The following is an 18737-nucleotide window of genomic DNA, read 5'->3' as shown; positions in this document are numbered from 1 at the left end:
GTGGGAGCGATAGGCCCTAAAGCCCCAGACACGAGAGCATGATGAACGTCGCGAACAGCACGAAGTGGGTCATGCCTTCGATGGCGTTGGTTTCGCCGTCGTTGAGGTTGATGGCGGACACCAGCAGGGTGATGAGGATCATCACGGTCTGCACCGGAGTCATGGCCATCTGGAAGGGCTGGCCGCTGTAAAGTGCCATGGCTTCCATGACCGGAACGGTCAGGATCACGGTCGACAGCGACGCACCCAGAGCGATGTTGACCACCGACTGCATGCGGTTGGCCAACGCGGCACGCAGGGCCGTGAGGATCTCGGGCGCGGCAGAGATGGCGGCGACCAGGATGGCAGTCATCACCGGCGGTGCACCGGTGCCTTCCAGGCCCAGGTCAACCGTCTTCGACATCACTTCGGCCAGCGCACCGATCACCACCACGCCGACAACCAGTGTGGCAATTGAGCGGGTCAGATTGACCGGCTCTGCGTGCTCCTCAGCCGGATTGGAGCCCTGGCTCTGACGCTTCTTCTTTTCCGGGTAGCTGTAGCTGAAAAAGTAACTGTGCGGCCCGACCTGCATGCGCAGGAACAGGGTGTAGAGCAGGATCATCGCGCCAATGGTAAACGCCGAATAGATCTTCCAGTCACCCTTGGGAATGAACTCGGGTACGACCATCGACACCCCCATCGCGGTGAGGATCATCACGCTGTAGGTGCGCGCCGAATCATCGTTGTACGACTGCTCGCCGTGCTTGATACCGCCCATCAGCGCCGCAAGACCGAGGATGCCGTTGATGTCGAGCATCACCGCCGAATAAATCGTATCGCGCACCAGCGTCGGCGACGGCTCGTTGCTCATCATGATCGCCAGGATCACCACTTCGACCGTCACCGCCGACAGCGTGAGGATCATCGTGCCGTAAGGATCGCCGACCTTTTCCGCCAGCATCTCGGCGTGATGCGCAACGCGCATCGAGGCGCAGATGATGAACGCGACCAGCGCCAGCCCCGACACCAGCGCAACCACCTGACCATTGCCTACCAGCACATGCTCCAGTGGATAAGCGACGAACATGGCAATGATTGCCAGCAACAGAAACTTTTCTTGCTTGAGCAATGCGCCCATTTTTATTCCCCAAACCTTGCGACATCGCCGCGGATGTACATGAAGGTGGCCAACAGTGAAGGCTGTCAGAGTAGCGTGTGTGACAAAAGGTTTCATAAAATAGCCCGAATGAGAACGGCACTCACGCGTAAATGACTTTTGATCCCGTCGCCGCGATGTGAAATAGTGCCCGCCGTTTTCAACAATAGTGCCCGCCGTTTTCTTCGCGGCCTTCAGGGCGCGCCTGTTTTTCATGATTCCGCTTTGTTAGAAAGGACCTTTGCCATGCGTGCTTTTCGACTTCCGCATCTGCTGGCTTGCGGCCTGCTGACCCTGATGGCGAGCGTCGCCCAGGCCGCGCCTATCGACATCGATGACGGCCAACACAAAGTCCACCTGCCTGACACCCCCAAGCGCGTGGTCGTACTGGAGTTTTCGTTTCTCGACGGGCTGGCTTCGGTCGGTGTCACACCCGTCGGCGCGGCGGACGATGGCGATGCCAACCGCGTGCTGCCCAAGGTGCGCAAGGCCGTCGGCGAATGGCAATCTGTAGGTCTGCGTTCGCAGCCCAATATAGAAGTGATCGCGCGGCTCAAGCCGGACCTGATCATTGCCGACCTCGGTCGCCATCAGGCGCTGTACAACGATCTGGCCAGCCTGGCGCCGACGCTGATGCTGCCGTCACGCGGTGAGGATTATCAGGGCAGCCTGAAGTCTGCCGAACTGATCGGCCTCGCGCTGGGCAAGGGGCCGCAGATGCAGGCGCGTATCGCGGAAAACCGCCAGCACCTGAAGACTATCGCCGAGCAGATTCCGGCCAACACCAACGTGCTGTTCGGCGTCGCCCGCGAAGACAGCTTCTCGGTACACGGCCCGCACTCTTACGCAGGCAGCGTGTTGCAGGCGATTGGTCTGAAAGTCCCGGAAGTACGCAAAAACGCCGCGCCCACCGAATTCGTCAGCCTCGAGCAACTGCTGGCCCTGGACCCGGGCTGGTTGCTGGTCGGCCATTATCGCCGTCCGAGCATCGTCGACAGCTGGAGCAAGCAGCCGCTGTGGCAGGTGCTGGGCGCGGTGCGTAATAAGCAGGTGGCTGAAGTGGATGGCGACAGCTGGGCGCGCAATCGCGGGATCATGGCCTCCGAGCAGATCGCCGACGATGCGCTTGCCGTGCTCAAGGGCGGCAAGGCCGTGCTGAACCCGTAAATGCGCCGCTGGCTGATGGCGGGCGTAATCATCGCAGCCTGCCTGGGATTGTTCTGGGTGTCGCTGTTCGCCCTGTCGTCGTTCAGCATTCGGCAGGTAGATGCCTGGAACGGACTGATCACACAGGGCCGCGAGGGTGGCAATATCGCTTACATCGTCGCGCAACTGCGCGTGCCTCGTGCCTTGTGCGCGGCATTGGTCGGTGCCTGCCTGGGCGTGGCCGGCGCGCTGATGCAGGGCATCACCCGCAACCGTCTGGCCTCCCCGTCATTGTTTGGCGTTACCGCAGGCGCAGCATTAGGGCTGGCGCTGTTTTCCACCGGTCTGGTCGCCCTGCCTTTCCCCGGTGGTGCGCTGCTGATGACCTGCCTTGGCGGTGCGCTGGCGTGGATCACCGTGTTCAGTCTTGGCGGTGCCTGGTCACCTGCCACGGCTCAAGGCCGATTGGTGCTGGCAGGCGTTGCCGTCGCAGCACTGTGCGCTGCATTGACCCGCCTCACGGTGATTCTTGTCGAGGCGCAGGCGCAAAGCGTGCTCAACTGGCTGGCAGGGTCGCTGGCCAATGTCGGCGCCGCGCAATTGCAACTGCTCTGGCCCTGTACGTTGATCGGCGTAGTGATTGCGATGGCCTGTGCGCCGCGCCTGAACCTGATCAACCTCGGCGAAGACGCCGCGCGTTCGCTGGGCGTGCGTATCGGCGCGTTGCGCCTGCTGGTATTCGTGGTCAGCCTGCTGCTGGTCGGCGCCAGTGTCTGTGCGGTCGGGCCGATCGGCTTTGTCGGCCTGATCGCGCCGAACATCGCTCGCCAGTGGCTGGGCAATGACTACCGCTGGCTGATCCCGATCAGCGCCGGCCTGGGCGCGGCCATCGTGCTGGCCTCGGACCTGATCAGCCGTGCCGTGGCCTTCCCCGTGGAAACACCGGCCGGGGTGGTGACGGCATTGATCGGCGCGCCGTTCTTTCTGTTTCTGGCGAGGCGTGCGCTATGAACCACCCGCGCGCAAGACTGTTGCTGCTGATGACCCTGCTGGCACTCGCCCTGCTGCTAAGCCTCAGCGCTGGCACCGTGTGGCTGACACCCGGCGCCGTGTTCGATCACCTGATTGCCCACGACAGCAAGGACTTCGAGGTCTGGAATCACCGCCTGCCACGTGGCTTGATCGCGATCATGACCGGCTGCGCGTTCGGCCTGGCTGGCGCCATCGTGCAAGGCGTGATTCGCAACCCGCTGGCCTCGCCGGAAATCCTCGGCGTCACCCAAGGTGCCGGGCTGGCGCTGACCATTGCGATTATCGGCCTGCCGCAGTTACCGGTGTCGGCGCTGCCGTTTGTGGCGTGTCTGGGCGGGGCGGCGGGTGCGCTGCTGCTGGCGTTGTACAACACCGGCGTGCAGTTTTCCGGCGTGCGTTTCGCGTTGTCCGGGGTCGCGATTGCAGTGACGCTGTCGAGCATCACCGAGTTCCTGATTCTGTCCAACCCGCTGGACATCAACACCGCCCTACTGGCGCTGACCGGCAGTTTGTGGAGCCGCAACTGGCACCACGTGTTGCTGGCCACGCCGCTTCTGCTGCTGATCCCGCTCAGCCTGCTGCTGGCCAAACCGCTGAACCTGATCGGCCTGGGTGACGAGGCCGCGCAGAGCCTGGGCACCGGCCTCACGCGTACGCGTTGGCTGGCGATGGGCAGTGCCGTGCTGTTGACCAGCCTGGGGGTGGGCATTATCGGCCCGGTGAGCTTCGTCGGTCTGGTCGCACCACACATGGCCCGCCGTCTGGTCGGCGGTCATCATCAGTACCTGCTGCCCGCCTCGATGGTGCTGGGTGCGTTATTGCTGGTGCTCGCCGATACGCTAGGCCGCACGCTGATCGCGCCCAGCGAAATTCCGGCCGGGATTCTCACGGCAGTGATCGGCGCTCCGTATTTCCTCTGGCTGCTGGCCCGATTCAAAGGTTGATCCCATGACTATTCTGAAGGCGCAGCACCTCGACATCGGCTACGGCGCGACGCGCATCGTGCAAGACCTGTCGTTCAGCCCGCCGCCTGCGCAGGTCACTGCGCTGATCGGCCCCAATGGTTGCGGCAAATCCACCCTGCTCAAGGCCTTCGCCCGAATTCTCACCCCGCAATCGGGCAGTCTCAGTCTGGACGGCACAGCCTACGGCAAGCTGTCGGCCAACGAGCTGGCGCGCAAGGTGGCTTTTCTGCCGCAAGTGCTGCCAATTCCAGAAGGCGTCAGCGTACGCCAGTTGGTGGCGTACGGTCGCAGTCCGCACAACAGCCTGTGGGGACGCCTGAGTGGCGCCGATCAGCACAGTGTCGATCAAGCCTTGCAGCGCATGGAACTGGACACGCTGGCCGAGCGCCCGCTGGCCGACCTGTCCGGCGGGCAACGACAACGCGCCTGGCTGGCGATGATCCTTGCGCAGGACGCGGCCATCGTCCTGCTCGACGAGCCGACCACCTATCTGGACATCAGCCACCAGGTCGAATTGCTGGACCTGATGCGCGAACTGAGTGCCGAAGGCAAGACGGTGATTACCGTGCTGCACGACATCAATCAGGCCTGCCGCTACGCCGACCATCTGGCGGTCATGCAGGGCGGACGCATGGTGACCTGCGGCGCGCCGAGCGATGTGCTGACGGCCGAGCTGGTCTGCCAGGTGTTCGATGTACAAGTGCAGATCATGCGCGAACCCGTGGCAGGCACGCCGATGTGCATCGTCGAGCGCAGCACGCGCTGCACCAGTTAGCGGCGTAACCCGCCGCGTCTGCACCTTCCCGCTGCACTCTGGCTATACACAAAACTGCTCTTGATTCTGGCCGAAGGCCGTAGGAGCGACCGGGGCGGCGATCCGCATTGTTCGCGAAAGGGTCGGCATATTCTCCGATCGCGGACAAGTCCGCTCCTACACACGCACTATTGCTACAGGGTGAAGCAAGCCCGCATCGTAAGTTGTCCTGTTGGTCAGTTAATTGCATTGCTCGGGTAGGCATTCCAACAAGACCGCAAGGAGCTAGACCCGATGCACCTGACCAACCCACGTCGTCCCCTGAAAAAACTGCTGTGCGCCGTCGCCGCCGTTGTCGGCCTCGGCTCCAGCCTGCTCGCCTCGGCAGCCGATCCGCTGAAAGTCGGCTTCGTCTACATCGGCCCTATCGGCGACCACGGCTGGACCTATCAGCATGAACAGGGCCGTCAGGCGATGGTCAAGGCGCTGGGTGACAAGGTCACCAGCAGCTACGTGGAAAACGTGCCGGAAGGTGCAGACGCCGAGCGGGTTATCCGTAACATGGCCAAGGGCGGTTACGACCTGATCTTCAGTACCTCGTTCGGCTACATGAACCCCACGCTGAAAGTCGCCAAGCAGTTCCCCAAGGTGAAGTTCGAGCACGCGACAGGCTACAAGCAGGACAAGAACATGGGCACTTATCTAGCCCGTACCTATGAAGGTCGCTACGTGAGCGGTTACATCGCGGCGAAGATGACCAAGACCAAGAAGATCGGTTATGTCGCCTCCTTCCCGATTCCTGAAGTGCTGCGCGACATCGACGCCATCCAGCTGGCGCTGAACAAGTACAACCCGGGCACCGAGATCAAGGTGGTGTGGGTCAACTCCTGGTTCGATCCGGGCAAGGAAGCCGATGCGGCCAACGCGTTGATCGATCAGGGCGTGGACGTGGTATTCCAGCACACTGATAGTCCTGCGCCGATCCAGACCGCCGAGCGTCGTGGCGTGTACGCCGTCGGCTATGCCTCGGACATGGCTCACTTCGGACCAAAAGCAGTGTTGACCTCCATCGTCAACAACTGGGGCCCGCACTATATCCAGGCGGCCGAAGGCGCCATCGCGGGCACCTGGAAACCACAGGATTACTGGGGCGGCCTGAAGGAAGGAACGGTCGAGTTGCCGATCAGCGACGTGGTGCCTGCTGACGTGAAGGCCGAAGCGCAGAAGATCATTGCCAGCATCGAAAGCGGCGAATTCCACCCGTTCACCGGCCCGATCAAGGACCAGAACGGCACCGTGAAAATTGCTGACGGTGTGGTCGCGACCAACGCCGAGCTGGCATCGATGAATTACTACGTCGAAGGCATCAAGGCCGAGCTGCCGAAGTAATCCGGCCGCCGACTGCCTGACCATCGTGCCTGCTGCGCCAGGCACGATCATCGACACCCGACACTTCCCTTTCAGGATCGGTTAATGGACCAGCTTCCCGTCATCGACATCGCCCCGCTCTACAGCACGGACACTCAAGCCTGGCAGGATGTCGCCCGACAGATCGACAGCGCCTGTCGGGAATGGGGTTTCTTTTACATCAAGGGCCACCCGATCAGCGCGCAACGCATCGAGCAAGTGCAATCGGCAGCGAAGGATTTCTTTGCCCGGCCGGCAGCTGAAAAGCTCCTGATCGACATCACCCAAAGCACGCACCATCGCGGCTACGGCGCCATCGCCACCGAACAACTGGACCCCAGCCTGCCGAGCGACCTCAAGGAAACCTTCGACATGGGCCTGCACCTGGATGCCCGTCATCCCGACGTGCTGGCGGGTAAACCGCTGCGTGGGCCAAACCGGCATCCGGACATTCCCGGCTGGGAAGCCCTGATGGAACAACACTATCTGGACATGCAGGCGCTGGCGCAAACCCTGCTGCGCGCCATGACCCTGGCACTGGGCATCGAGCGCGATTTCTTCGATCAGCGCTTCAAGGACCCGGTCAGCGTACTGCGCATGATTCATTACCCGCCGCGTGATACGGCGACCTCGGCCGAGCAACAAGGCGCAGGCGCGCATACCGATTATGGCTGCATCACCTTGCTGTATCAGGACATGGCGGGCGGCTTGCAGGTGCGTGATGTGCGTGGCGAATGGATCGACGCGCCACCGCTCGACGGCACCTTCGTGGTCAATCTGGGCGACATGATGGCGCGCTGGAGCAACGATCGTTATCTGTCCACGCCGCACCGGGTCATCAGCCCGCTCGGGGTTGATCGCTACTCCATGCCGTTCTTCGCCGAACCGCACCCCGACACGCGCATCGAATGCCTGCCCGGCTGCCAAAGCGACGGTCATCCGGCCCGCTATCCGGTGACCACCTGCGCCGAATTTCTGCTGTCGCGCTTCGCGGATACCTACGCTTATCGCCGCGAACAGGAGGCAAGTTGAACGTTCGGTCAGGTTTTACCCTGCGCAGCGACGTGCATCTGTAGAATGCCCGGGATCTGCACCTGATGAGAAAAGAATATGTACGACTGGTTGAACGCCCTGCCCAAGGCAGAACTGCACTTGCACCTCGAAGGCTCGCTGGAACCCGAGTTGCTGTTCGCCCTGGCCGAGCGCAACAGGATTGCCCTGCCGTGGGATGACGTCGAAACCCTGCGCAAGGCGTATGCCTTCAACAACCTGCAGGAATTCCTCGATCTGTATTACCGGGGCGCGGACGTATTGCGCACCGAGCAGGACTTCTACGATCTGACCTGGGCTTACCTGCTGCGCTGCAAGGCACAGAACGTTGTCCACACCGAACCGTTCTTCGATCCGCAGACCCACACCGACCGTGGCATCCCGTTCGAAGTGGTGCTGGCCGGGATTACCGGGGCGCTGAAAGACGGCAAGTCGAAGCTGGGTGTCGACAGCGGCCTGATCCTGAGCTTCCTGCGTCACCTGTCCCAGGAAGAAGCCGAAAAAACCCTCGATCAGGCGCTGCCGTTCCGTGATGCGTTCGTCGCCGTGGGCCTCGACAGCTCGGAGATGGGCCACCCGCCGAGCAAGTTTCAGCGTGTGTTCGATCGCGCGCGCAACGAGGGCTTCCTGACCGTGGCCCACGCCGGGGAAGAAGGTCCGCCGGAATACATCTGGGAAGCACTGGACCTGCTGAAGATCGAGCGCATCGACCACGGTGTGCGCGCCATCGAAGATGAGCGGCTGATGCAGCGCATCATCGACGAACAGATCCCGCTGACCGTCTGCCCGCTGTCCAACACCAAGCTCTGCGTGTTCGACGACATGGCCCAGCACAACATCCTCGACATGCTCGAGCGCGGCGTGAAGGTCACCGTCAATTCAGACGACCCGGCTTACTTCGGTGGCTACGTGACCGAGAACTTCCACGCGCTGTACACCCACCTGGGCATGACCGAAGATCAGGCCAAACGCCTGGCGCAAAACAGCCTGGATGCACGACTGGTCAAGCCCTAAAGAGGGATTGAGCAGCTACTGACGCTCCGCGCCGCAGAGGACGCAGAGCGTCCGGAACTGCATGCCAACGCGGAGCATTGGCACGATAGGGGTGGCGCGGGCATAACCATCGTTCCTCACGCTCCGCGTGGGAATGCCTGTCGCTCCCGTCAGGCCGCCGCCGCGATCTTGCTGATTTCCCGCTGCCCACTGGATGAGACCTGCAAGGTGCTGGACTCTTCAGTGGTGCGCAGCCAGCCCATCTGAATGAACAGCTGCAACAACCCCGCCCCCAGCGCGCCACCCAGATGCGGGTTGCGATCGTTCCATTTCGGACAGACACACACCGTTTCACGCTTGCGTTGCGCCAGTGCGGGTATGTAGATGCCGCGCTCGGCAAATCTGGCCACGCCCTTGCTGGTGACCTCGACGCGCTTTTCCTGCTGCTCTATCCAGCCGGCTTCCAGCAGGCGCTGATAAAGCTCGGCAGCCATTTCGCCACCCAGATGATCGGAGCAGATTCTTGCGCGGCGCAGCGGCAAAGGCGGCGTAGGCTGGGCAAAGCGACGATTGATCTGTTCAGCACTGGCCAGCGAAGCACAGGCCAAGGCCTCGACCGCCGCCCCCACTTCCGGCGCAGCGAGGCGAAAGAAGCGCTTGCGGCCGCGGACCTCCTGTTTCAACAGACCGCCACTGGTCAGCCGCGCCAGATGGGCGCCGGCTGAAGAAGTCGAGAGTCCCGCCAGGATTGCCAATTCATCGGCAGGGCGAGCAGTACCATCCATCAGTGCCCAGATCATTGCGCTGCGCTTGGGGTCGGCCAGCAAGGTTGCGATCTGGCTGATGCAAGGTCCGTATTCCATGTGTTCACTCCCTGTTGAAACATTCATCTATGGTGATGACTGGGTGAAAGCAATCACGCCTCGATAGAGTTGAACGTGGCTCTTATATGTCATGACAAGTATAAACTCTATGCCCTGCGCCCCCGCGGGGTGAAAAACGCCTCTTACACACCGTGGATGCATCACGACGCAAAAAATCGCCCAACTGTGGCGCGTTCCCTGAACACCAAGTTGTTCCCACAGCTACGCCGCAACCCCTCTATCCAAGGGGTTTGCAGCGACACTTCAAAAGGGGATTAAAAAGACAAGCGTAATGGCTATGACAAAAATGCCAAATCCACTCAACAACAGTCAGTTTCAACTTTGTTCCAGCAGCGAAACTTCGCGTTATTGAACGGCCTTCGAAAATTATATTTTCCGACACTTCCGAAGGCCATTTCCTACTAGAACGCGGCGATTAAAACACGCTTGCGGACGACAGACTTACAGCATGTTGCTTACACCGTAACCTGAGCATTTCCAGTAACAGAATGACAGGCTTGCTGAGTTGCGCCCGATGCGCGCACAACAGGTTCAATGGCGCCCGCTCCCCGATCAGGTCAGGCATCAACACTTTCAGGTGCCCGGCCCGCACATCTGCGGCCACGTCCAGCCAGGATTTGTACGCCACACCTTCGCCCGCAACCGCCCAGCGGCGCACGACGTCGGCATCGTCGCTGAACCGGTTGCCGCTGACCGTCAGACTGATTTCGCGCTTGCCGTCGTTCAGCGTCCAGCGGTCATGAACACGATCACCGAGCATGAACAGCAGGCAGTTATGCTGCGCCAGTTGCTCGACCTGATGCGGCTCGCCATGACGCTGCAGGTAACTCGGCGCCGCACACAATACCCGGCGGTTGTCAGGCAACACCGGCAGGGCGACCAGGCTGGAATCTTCCGGCTCGCCGTAGCGTAGCGCCACGTCGACAGGCTGGCGGAACAGATCGGCAATACGATCACCCAGCAGCAGACGCACAGTCAGTTGCGGGTGCTGCTGTTGAAATTCGTCGAGCCACGGCAACAGCACGTTGCGCCCCAGATCCGAAGGTGCCGAAAGTTGCAGCACGCCCTCGCAACGGTCCTGGCTGCTGGCCAGCAAGCGCCGCCCCTCCTCGAGGCTGCCCAGTGCTGCACGCGCGTATTCCAGAAACCCCTCGCCTTCGGCAGTCAGGCGCAGGCTGCGCGTCGAACGGGCCAGCAAGCGCGTCCCCAGCTGCCGTTCGATACGCTTGAGCGCCGCGCTGGCAACTGCCGCAGACATGTCCATGACCCGCGCTGCGGCAGAAAGGCTGCCCAGATCCGCCGCACGTACGAACAACTGCAAGTCATCAAAACGCAGCATCAAGGCCTCGTATTATCAAAATAAAATTGAAAGAGCCTGCCGTTTTAGCGGGTTTTATCTTTACTGGAAATAGCCAATGATTCTATTCATCATTTTCTTTCGGAGAGGCACCTGACATGAAAGCCATTGCGTACTACCAGTCCCTGCCCATCAGCGACGTAAAATCATTGCAGGATATCGAGCTGCCCGAGCCGACTGCTGGCGCTCGCGATCTGCTGGTCGAGGTCAAGGCCATCTCCGTCAACCCGGTGGACACCAAGATCCGCCAGAACGTCCAGCCTGAGGACGGTGCAGGCAAGGTGCTCGGCTGGGACGTGGCGGGTGTGGTGAAGGCCGTCGGCAGCCAGGTCACCCTGTTCAAGCCGGGCGACAAGGTGTTCTACGCAGGTTCCCTGACCCGGCCGGGTGCCAACAGCGAGCTGCACGTGGTGGATGAACGCATCGTTGGCCACATGCCCAAGAGCCTGAGCTTCGCCCATGCGGCGGCGCTGCCGCTGACAGCCATCACCGCCTGGGAACTGCTGTTCGAGCGACTGCAGATCCCGCAGCAGAAAGGTGAAGGCGCACACAGCCTGCTGATCGTCGGCGCCGCCGGTGGCGTGGGTTCGATCCTCACCCAACTGGCGCGCAAACTGACATCGCTGAAAGTCATCGGCACCGCCTCGCGGCCCGAGACCGAAAGCTGGGTCAACGAACTGGGGGCACACCATGTGCTGGATCACAGCAAGCCGCTGAGCGAAGAACTCAAACGCATCGACCTGAAACACGTGACCCATGTGGCCAGCCTGACCCAGACCGAGCAGCATCTGGATCAGCTCGTCGAGGCGCTCAAGCCTCAAGGCAAGCTGGCGCTGATCGACGATCCCAAGTCGCTGGATGTGTCGAAGCTCAAGCGCAAGAGCCTGTCGCTGCATTGGGAGTTCATGTACACGCGGTCGATGTTCGAAACCGAGGACATGATCGAGCAGCACAATCTGCTCAACCGGGTTGCCGAGCTGATCGACGCCGGAACGTTGAAAACCACCTTCGGTGAGCACTTCGGTACCATCAACGCCGAAAACCTGCGCCGCGCTCATGCCCTGCTGGAAAGTGGCAAGGTCAAGGGCAAGATCGTACTGGAAGGTTTCTGAGTCGCAGAGGCCTGCGCCTTACGAAGTCGATGACGTCAGTCACGCCCGGCGCGACTGACATCATCGCTTTGGCGATCAGGCGGTCTGGAGCGATGCGTCGCGCCGGGCCTGCGCACGGCGCGTCAGCACCGAGAGCCCCACGGTCAGCACGCCGCACAGGCTGATGACCAGCGCCATCGGCGTGGCCGTGCCGTCATGCAGCACGCCCACCAGACTGGCGGCGACGGCGGCCACGCTGAATTGCAGACAACCCAGCAACGCCGAAGCACTGCCCGCGCGCGCCCACTGGCCATTCATGGCGCAGGCCGACGCATTGGGGATGATGCACCCCAGGCTTGCCACACAGATGAACAGCGGCACCAGCAGCGGCCAAAGCGCCTCGGTGCGCAGCAAGCTGATCGCCAGCAACACCAGCCCCGCAGCCAGATAGATCCAGACCGTGCGCGACAGCAAAAACGCCGGACCGGTCTTGCGCAGAATACGCGCGTTGATCTGCGCCGCCAGAATGAAGCCCGCCGCATTCATCCCGAACAACCAGCCGTAGTGCTCGGCAGGTACGCCATACAATTTGATGAACACAAACGGCGAGCCTGCGACGTAGGCGAACATCCCGGCCATGGCGATGCCGCCGGTCAGCGCATGACCGATGAACACACCATCCTTGAACAGATTGATGTACTGCCCAGGCGCGCCGCTCAACGGCTGGCGCGGTGTAGTGGCCGGCATGCTTTCCGGCAACCCCAGTGCAACCGCCGCCAGACAGGCACCGCTGAACAGGGCGAGGCTGACGAAGATCGATTGCCAGCCAAAGGTGCTGACCAGCACGCCGCCCAGCATCGGAGCCAGTATCGGTGCCAGACCCATGACCAGCATCAATTGCGAGAAGACCTTGGCCGACTCGACGGCGTTGCACTTGTCGCTGACGATGGCTCGTGACAAGACCATCCCGGCACAGCCGCCCAGCGCCTGCACGAAGCGTGCACCAATCAGCCATTCAAGACTCGGCGCAAAGGTACAGGCGACCGAGGCGAGCATGAACAGGGTCACGCCGACCAGCAGCGGAATGCGCCGACCGAACCGGTCAGCCACCGGGCCATAGGCCAGTTGTCCCAGGGAAAGCCCCAGAAAGTAGGCCGCCAGGGTCAGTTGTACGTGTTTTTCATCGGTCCCGAAATACGAGGCCATGGCTGGAAAGCCAGGAAGATAGAAGTCGATGGCCAGAGGGCCGAAGGCGCTCAATGAGCCAAGGATAAGGATCGTTCGTAGATTCATCGGGTGTCCATTAACGGATGCAGAGCAGCGGTCTAGTTTAACCGGCTTACCTTGCAGAGAACGACGGACGGGGAAATTAATTCAAAACTTTTCAATATTTACAGACCGGGAGACCGCATCGATCTCCCGGGCCTTGATCATGCCGGCTGCGCCTGATAACCCTCTTCGCTGATCAAACTGACAATCCGCTCGGGCGACAGGCTGCTTTGCACCTTGACCTGCTTGCTGGCCAGTTCGACCTGAACATCGGCACTCGGGTCGTCATTCTTGATTGCCTCGGTCACTGCGCGAACACAATGCCCGCAGGTCATGCCTTGAACGTTGAATAACTGCATGGTGTCACTCCTTCAGTGATGAACAGCGAGCATCTTCAACCTTGTCATCATGGCAAGGTCAAGTTTCTGCCATTGCTGCCGGGCTGGCATTCGGCGTAATCGTGAGCCAAGCTGGGATATCGACACCTATACCGTCACCGTCAGCCACATTTACATCAGGAGTATCAGCGATGCGCTGGTCAGCAGTCAGCCTCTTCAGCATTCTCGGTTTCCTGGCTATCACACCTGCCACTCAGGCAGCTCAGGACTACGGCATCCTGATCATTTCCCGAGAGCGCCTGGAAGTCGCGACTTCCTGCGAGATCGGCATCTACGTGCAGGACCGTCTGGCCGGGAGGCTGTATCAGGAGGACTCGGTGTCCTTCAACCTGCCTGCCGGTGAAGTCTCGGTGCGGCTGAGCACTCTGCGCGGCAATGTCGTGGGCTGTGAGCCCGGCATGGAAGCGCCGCGCAGCACCAAGATCCAGTTGCGCGCGGGGGATATTCTCAAGTACCGCATCGCCGCCGACCTGAACGGAATGTACCTCAAGAAAGCTGACCTCAACTATTGATTCGCGCTTGACCTTGCCCGTATGGCAAGGTTGATCCTTGCAGGTAGCCAGCCTCAGGGAGTGATTCACATGCCAGACACCACCACCTTCGACCTGCCGATCAGCGGCATGACCTGCGCCAGTTGCGCAGGTCGGGTCGAGCGTGCCCTGGCCAAAGTGCCGGGGGTCAACAGCGTGACGGTCAACCTGGCCAATGAACGCGCCCATGTAGACACCGCAGCGCACACCGATCCGCAAACCCTGATCGACGCCGTCAGCCGTGCCGGTTATGGCGCCACGCTGAGCCAGGATCGTCACGCCGAAGCCGACCAGAAAGCCCGTCACCTGCACCACGAGCGCTGGGCCTTGCTGCTGGCCATCGTGCTGGCGCTGCCGTTGATCCTGCCGATGTTGTTGTCACCGCTGGGCGTGCACTGGATGCTGCCTGCGTGGGTGCAATTTGCACTGGCGACGCCGGTGCAGTTCATCCTTGGCGCACGCTTTTATGTGGCCGCCTGGAAAGCCGTGCGCGCAGGTGCCGGCAATATGGACCTGCTGGTCGCGATCGGTACCAGCGCCGGCTACGGCCTGAGCGTCTATCAATGGCTGCACGCTGCGCCCGGAACGACGCCGCACCTGTATTTCGAAGCATCGGCGGTGGTGATCGCACTGGTGCTGTTGGGCAAATACCTGGAAAGCCGCGCCAAGCGCCAGACCGCCAGTGCCATCCGCGCCCTTGAAGCACTGCGCCCGGAGCGCGCCCTGCGGGTGGTCGACGGCCTTGAACAGGACGTGGCGATCAGCGCGCTGCAGCTCGATGATCGGGTGCTAGTCAAACCCGGCGAACGTTTTCCGGTGGACGGCGAAGTGGTCGAAGGCCGCAGCCATGCCGACGAAGCGCTGATCACCGGTGAAAGCCTGCCGGTGGTCAAGCAACCGGGCGACAAGGTCACCGGTGGGGCAATCAATGGCGAAGGCCAGTTGCTGATCAGGACCACGGCGCTGGGCGCGGAAACGGTGCTGGCGCGCATCATTCGTCTGGTCGAAGACGCACAGGCAGGCAAGGCTCCAATCCAGAAACTGGTGGATAAAGTCAGCCAGGTGTTCGTGCCCACAGTGTTGGTGATTGCCTTATTCACACTGGCCGGCTGGCTGCTGGTCGGTGCCTCGCTTGAAGTTGCGCTGATCAATGCCGTCGCCGTACTGGTGATCGCCTGCCCTTGCTCTCTGGGCCTGGCGACTCCGACAGCGATCATGGCCGGGACCGGCGTGGCAGCGCGTTACGGCATTCTGATCAAGGACGCCGAGGCATTGGAGCGGGCTCACGAGGTTGATGCAGTGGTGTTCGACAAGACCGGCACGCTGACTTCCGGCACGCCGCGTATCACCAACATGAGCGCGGTGCTGGGCAATGAAGAACACCTCTTGCAACTGGCGGGCGCACTGCAACGCGGCAGTGAACACCCCTTGGCCCGAGCGGTGCTGGATGTCTGTCATGAATGGCAACTCACGCCTGATGCCGCGCAAAACAGCCGCGTCCTGAGCGGTCGGGGCATCGCTGGCACCGTTGAAGGCCTTGAACTGGCGCTGGGCAATCGACGTTTGCTGGAGGAAAGCGGCCTGCCAATGGGCGATCTGGCCGAGTCCGCGCGCATCTGGGAAGCCGAGGGGCGCACGCTGTCGTGGCTGATCGAGCAGGCTCCGGAGCCGAAGGTGATCGGTATGTTTGCCTTTGGTGACACGCTCAAGCCCGGAACCGATCAGGCGATCAAAGCGCTGAATGCGCGGGGCATCAGCAGCCATCTGCTGACCGGCGATAACCGTGGCAGTGCTCAGGTGGTTGCCAGGGCACTGGGAATAAACGACGTGCATGCCGAAGTATTGCCTGCTGACAAGGCGGCCACTGTCACTCAACTGAAAAGCCACCATGTGGTGGCGATGGTCGGTGACGGCATCAACGACGCGCCGGCGCTGGCGGCGGCGGATGTCGGTATCGCGATGGGCGGCGGGACCGATGTCGCCATGCATGCAGCGGGTATCACCCTGATGCGCGGCGACCCGCGACTGGTTCCGGCGGCACTGGACATCAGCCGAAGGACCTACGCGAAAATCCGCCAGAACCTGTTCTGGGCGTTCGTCTACAACCTGATCGGCATTCCCCTCGCGGCGCTGGGCTATCTCAATCCGGTATTGGCGGGCGCGGCCATGGCGCTGTCGAGTGTCAGCGTGGTGAGCAACGCGCTGCTGCTGAAAACCTGGAAACCCCGCGACCTGGAGGACGCACCATGAATATCGGTCAGGCGGCGAAAAGCAGTGGCTTGAGCGCGAAAATGATCCGCTATTACGAGTCCATCGGCCTGCTGCAGGCAGCGCATCGCAGCGACAGCGGCTATCGCCTGTACAGCGCGGACGATCTGCACACGCTGGCGTTCATCAAGCGCTCAAGGGATCTGGGGTTTTCGCTGGAAGAGGTCGGCAAACTACTGACCCTCTGGCAGGACCGCCAGCGAGCCAGCGCCGACGTCAAGGCACTGGCCCGTCAGCATATCGCCGAGCTGAACCGCAAAATCGACGAACTGGCGAGCCTGCGCGACACGCTTCAGGAACTGGTGGAACACTGCCAAGGCGACGACCGCCCCGACTGCCCGATCCTCAAGGACCTGGCGTCAGGCGGGTGTTGCTAGCCACTTCCACAAGGGTCTCACCGCATCCACTCGATGGAGCGCCTGTACGCGCTCCGTGGGAGCAAGCTTGCTCGCGAAAGGGCCGGTACAGGCTCCGAAAACAGTGCGTCTGATCAATCGCCTTCGCGAGCAAGTTGGCCCCCACAAGGGGCTTACTGCATGCAATCGGCGGAGCGCCTGCCACACGCACTCACTGTGGGAGCGAGCTTGCTCGCGAAAGGGCCGGTACAGGCTCCGAAAACAGCGCGTCTGATCAATCGCATTCGCGAGCAAGCTCGCTCCCACAAGGGTCTTACTGCATTCAATCGACGGAGCGCCTGCCACACGCACTCCCTGTGGGAGCGAGCTTGCTCGCGAAAGGGCCGGTACAGGCTCCGAAAACAGCGCGTCTGATCCATCGCATTCGCGAGCGAGCTCGCTCCCATAGTGGTCTTACTTACTGAATCACTCGACGGAGCGCCTGACACACGCACTCACTGTGGGGGCGAGCTTGCTCGCGAAAGGGCCCGTAAATGCTCAGAAAACAGCGCGCCTGATACATCGTCTTCGCGAGCAAGCTCGCTCCCACAAGGGTCTTACTGCATTCAATCGGCGGAGCGCCTGCGACACGCACTCACTGTGGGAGCCAACTTGCTCGCGAAAGGGCCGGTACAGGCTCCGAAAACAGCGCGTCTGATCCATCGCGTTCGCGAGCGAGCTCCCACAGCGGTCTTACTTACTGCATCACTCGACGGAGCGCCTGCCAAACGCACTCACTGTGGGAGCGAGCTTGCTCGCGAAAGGGCCGGTACAGGCTCCGAAAACAGCGCGCCTGATCAATCGCCTTCGCGAGCGAGCTCGCTCCCAGAAGGGCCTTACTGCATTCAATCGGCGGAGCGCCTGCCACACGCACTCACTGTGAGAGCGAGCTTGCTCGCGAAAGGGCCGGTACAGGCTCCGAAAACAGCGCGTCTGATCCATCGCATTCGCGAGCGAGCTCGCTCCCACAGTGGTCTTGCTTACTGCATCACTCGGCGGAGCGCCTGCCACACGCACTCACTGTGGGAGCGAGCTTGCTCGCGAAAGGGCCTTACTGCATCCACGGCGGTGGGGGTTCTTCGGTGGATTTGCTCGGCGGCGCGTCGTCTGCCGCGCGAGCTGCCTGGCGGCGGGCTTCGTCGAGGCGGGCGGCTTCGATTTCGCGCAGTACGCCGCCTACATCGGCTTCGTCCTCCGGCTCATCGAATTCACCGGTCAGCACCGTGGTAGGCGACAAGGTGCCTGCTTCGTAATACGACCACATTTCCTTGGCGTACTTGGTTTTTCTGAGCTCCGGCGCGAAGCGGCCGAAGTACAGCGCCATGTTGCCGACGTCGCGCTCCAGCATGCTGAACGCGTGGTTGTTGCCCGCGGCATCGACCGCTTGCGGCAAGTCGATGATGACCGGACCGGAAGGCGCCAGCAGCACGTTGAACTCGGACAGGTCACCGTGCACCAGACCGGCACACAGCATCAGCACGATCTGCTCGATCAGGAACGCGTGATACTCGCGCGCCTGATCCGGCTCCAGCACGACGTCGTTCAGACGCGGCGCTGCATCGCCATACTCGTCAGCCACCAGTTCCATGAGCAGCACGCCTTCCAGGAAGTCGTACGGCTTGGGTACACGGACACCTGCGCCAGCCAGACGAAACAGCGCAGCCACTTCGGCATTCTGCCAGGCGTCTTCGGTTTCCTTGCGCCCGAACTTCGAGCCCTTGGCCATGGCGCGGGCCTGACGACTGTTGCGTACCTTGCGACCTTCCTGATACTCGGCCGCCTGACGGAAACTGCGTTTGTTAGCCTCCTTGTAAACCTTGGCACACCGCAGCTCATTGCCGCAACGCACCACATAAACAGCTGCCTCTTTACCACTCATGAGCGGGCGCAGCACCTCGTCGACCAGACCGTCTTCGATCAGGGGTTCAATGCGTTTAGGAGTTTTCATCAGCTTTTATTGTGGGTCCTTTGTTGCCAGATACGCGATTGTTGCCGTTATACGGCAATCCTCCGCCAGCGAGTAGGGGTAACCCCCTGTGGATTGAAAGGTTTTTTAAGAA

The 18737-nt window shown here is 61.6% G+C and carries 17 protein-coding genes; 11 read left to right on the top strand and 6 right to left on the bottom strand.

Features of this window, described 5'->3' with window-relative positions; genetic code table 11:
• Window positions 1–16: 16 nt before the first annotated feature.
• Window positions 17–1120 (bottom strand): calcium:cation antiporter, encoded by a 1104-nt coding sequence (locus P406_RS19870; protein ID WP_003414637.1) that lies wholly within the window; start codon window positions 1118–1120, stop codon window positions 17–19.
• 264 nt (window positions 1121–1384) lie between these two features.
• On the opposite strand from P406_RS19870, the gene P406_RS19865 reads away from it, so the two are divergent.
• The 7 genes from P406_RS19865 (at window position 1385) to P406_RS19835 (ending at window position 8506) form a co-directional block, all read left to right on the top strand.
• Window positions 1385–2305 (top strand): Fe(3+) dicitrate ABC transporter substrate-binding protein FecB, encoded by a 921-nt coding sequence (locus tag P406_RS19865; protein WP_046237125.1) that lies wholly within the window; start codon window positions 1385–1387, stop codon window positions 2303–2305.
• Window positions 2306–3295 (top strand): iron-dicitrate ABC transporter permease FecC, encoded by a 990-nt coding sequence (gene fecC / locus P406_RS19860; RefSeq protein ID WP_046237124.1) that lies wholly within the window; start codon window positions 2306–2308, stop codon window positions 3293–3295.
• Complete coding sequence (locus P406_RS19855; RefSeq protein ID WP_046237123.1) at window positions 3292–4260, top strand: iron chelate uptake ABC transporter family permease subunit; 969 nt, start codon at window positions 3292–3294, stop codon at window positions 4258–4260. The genes fecC and P406_RS19855 overlap by 4 nt, the downstream gene beginning before the upstream one ends.
• A 4-nt stretch (window positions 4261–4264) precedes the next feature.
• Entirely contained in the window at window positions 4265–5056 is a 792-nt protein-coding gene (fecE, locus tag P406_RS19850) for a Fe(3+) dicitrate ABC transporter ATP-binding protein FecE (RefSeq protein WP_046237122.1), read from the top strand.
• Window positions 5057–5329: 273 nt separating this feature from the next.
• On the top strand, window positions 5330–6424 hold the full coding sequence (locus P406_RS19845; RefSeq protein ID WP_003347966.1) for a BMP family ABC transporter substrate-binding protein: 1095 nt from the start codon (window positions 5330–5332) through the stop codon (window positions 6422–6424).
• 84 nt (window positions 6425–6508) lie between these two features.
• Window positions 6509–7474, top strand: a complete 966-nt coding sequence (locus tag P406_RS19840; RefSeq protein WP_046237121.1) for a 2-oxoglutarate and iron-dependent oxygenase domain-containing protein — start codon at window positions 6509–6511, stop codon at window positions 7472–7474.
• Window positions 7475–7552: 78 nt separating this feature from the next.
• The gene (locus P406_RS19835) at window positions 7553–8506 is read left to right on the top strand and encodes an adenosine deaminase (RefSeq protein ID WP_046237120.1); all 954 of its coding nucleotides are present in this window, start codon (window positions 7553–7555) and stop codon (window positions 8504–8506) included.
• A gap of 149 nt (window positions 8507–8655) precedes the next feature.
• On the opposite strand, the gene P406_RS19830 is transcribed toward P406_RS19835, so the two are convergent.
• Together P406_RS19830 and vimR are read right to left on the bottom strand one after the other, a co-directional pair.
• Window positions 8656–9348: an ArsR/SmtB family transcription factor gene (locus P406_RS19830; protein WP_003393423.1), complete on the bottom strand. Its 693-nt coding sequence runs from the start codon at window positions 9346–9348 to the stop codon at window positions 8656–8658.
• A 436-nt stretch (window positions 9349–9784) separates the two neighbouring features.
• Window positions 9785–10708 carry a transcription regulator VimR gene (vimR, locus tag P406_RS19825; RefSeq protein WP_003414623.1) on the bottom strand — a complete coding sequence of 308 codons (924 nt, stop codon included), beginning with the start codon at window positions 10706–10708 and terminating at the stop codon, window positions 9785–9787.
• Window positions 10709–10824: 116 nt separating this feature from the next.
• Here vimR and P406_RS19820 point away from each other — a divergent pair, with 116 nt between their 5' ends.
• Window positions 10825–11838, top strand: a complete 1014-nt coding sequence (locus P406_RS19820) for a zinc-binding alcohol dehydrogenase family protein (RefSeq protein ID WP_046237119.1) — start codon at window positions 10825–10827, stop codon at window positions 11836–11838.
• 75 nt (window positions 11839–11913) lie between these two features.
• On the opposite strand, the gene P406_RS19815 is transcribed toward P406_RS19820, so the two are convergent.
• Window positions 11914–13110, bottom strand: a complete 1197-nt coding sequence (locus P406_RS19815) for a multidrug effflux MFS transporter (protein WP_046237118.1) — start codon at window positions 13108–13110, stop codon at window positions 11914–11916.
• Between the two features lie 137 nt (window positions 13111–13247).
• Window positions 13248–13445, bottom strand: coding sequence for a heavy-metal-associated domain-containing protein (locus P406_RS19810; RefSeq protein ID WP_003414616.1), 198 nt, complete (start codon window positions 13443–13445; stop codon window positions 13248–13250).
• A 170-nt stretch (window positions 13446–13615) separates the two neighbouring features.
• On the opposite strand from P406_RS19810, the gene P406_RS19805 reads away from it, so the two are divergent.
• The 3 genes from P406_RS19805 to cueR all read left to right on the top strand — a co-directional run bounded on the left by P406_RS19805 (window position 13616) and on the right by cueR (window position 16659).
• On the top strand, window positions 13616–13996 hold the full coding sequence (locus tag P406_RS19805) for a hypothetical protein (RefSeq protein ID WP_003318651.1): 381 nt from the start codon (window positions 13616–13618) through the stop codon (window positions 13994–13996).
• 69 nt (window positions 13997–14065) lie between these two features.
• A complete protein-coding gene (locus P406_RS19800) occupies window positions 14066–16264 on the top strand; it encodes a heavy metal translocating P-type ATPase (RefSeq protein ID WP_046237117.1) in 2199 nt (732 codons plus the stop codon).
• Window positions 16261–16659 carry a Cu(I)-responsive transcriptional regulator gene (gene cueR, locus P406_RS19795; protein ID WP_046237116.1) on the top strand — a complete coding sequence of 133 codons (399 nt, stop codon included), beginning with the start codon at window positions 16261–16263 and terminating at the stop codon, window positions 16657–16659. The genes P406_RS19800 and cueR overlap by 4 nt, the downstream gene beginning before the upstream one ends.
• A gap of 1069 nt (window positions 16660–17728) precedes the next feature.
• Here the strand turns inward: cueR and P406_RS19790 are convergent.
• Entirely contained in the window at window positions 17729–18625 is an 897-nt protein-coding gene (locus P406_RS19790; RefSeq protein WP_003414611.1) for a PA4780 family RIO1-like protein kinase, read from the bottom strand.
• Window positions 18626–18737: the final 112 nt, after the last annotated feature.

Source organism: Pseudomonas syringae pv. coryli str. NCPPB 4273 (assembly GCF_000972175.1).
Lineage (GTDB): Bacteria > Pseudomonadota > Gammaproteobacteria > Pseudomonadales > Pseudomonadaceae > Aquipseudomonas > Aquipseudomonas syringae.
Note: the sequence above shows the minus strand (reverse complement) of the source record. Positions and strands in the feature narration are given on the sequence as shown.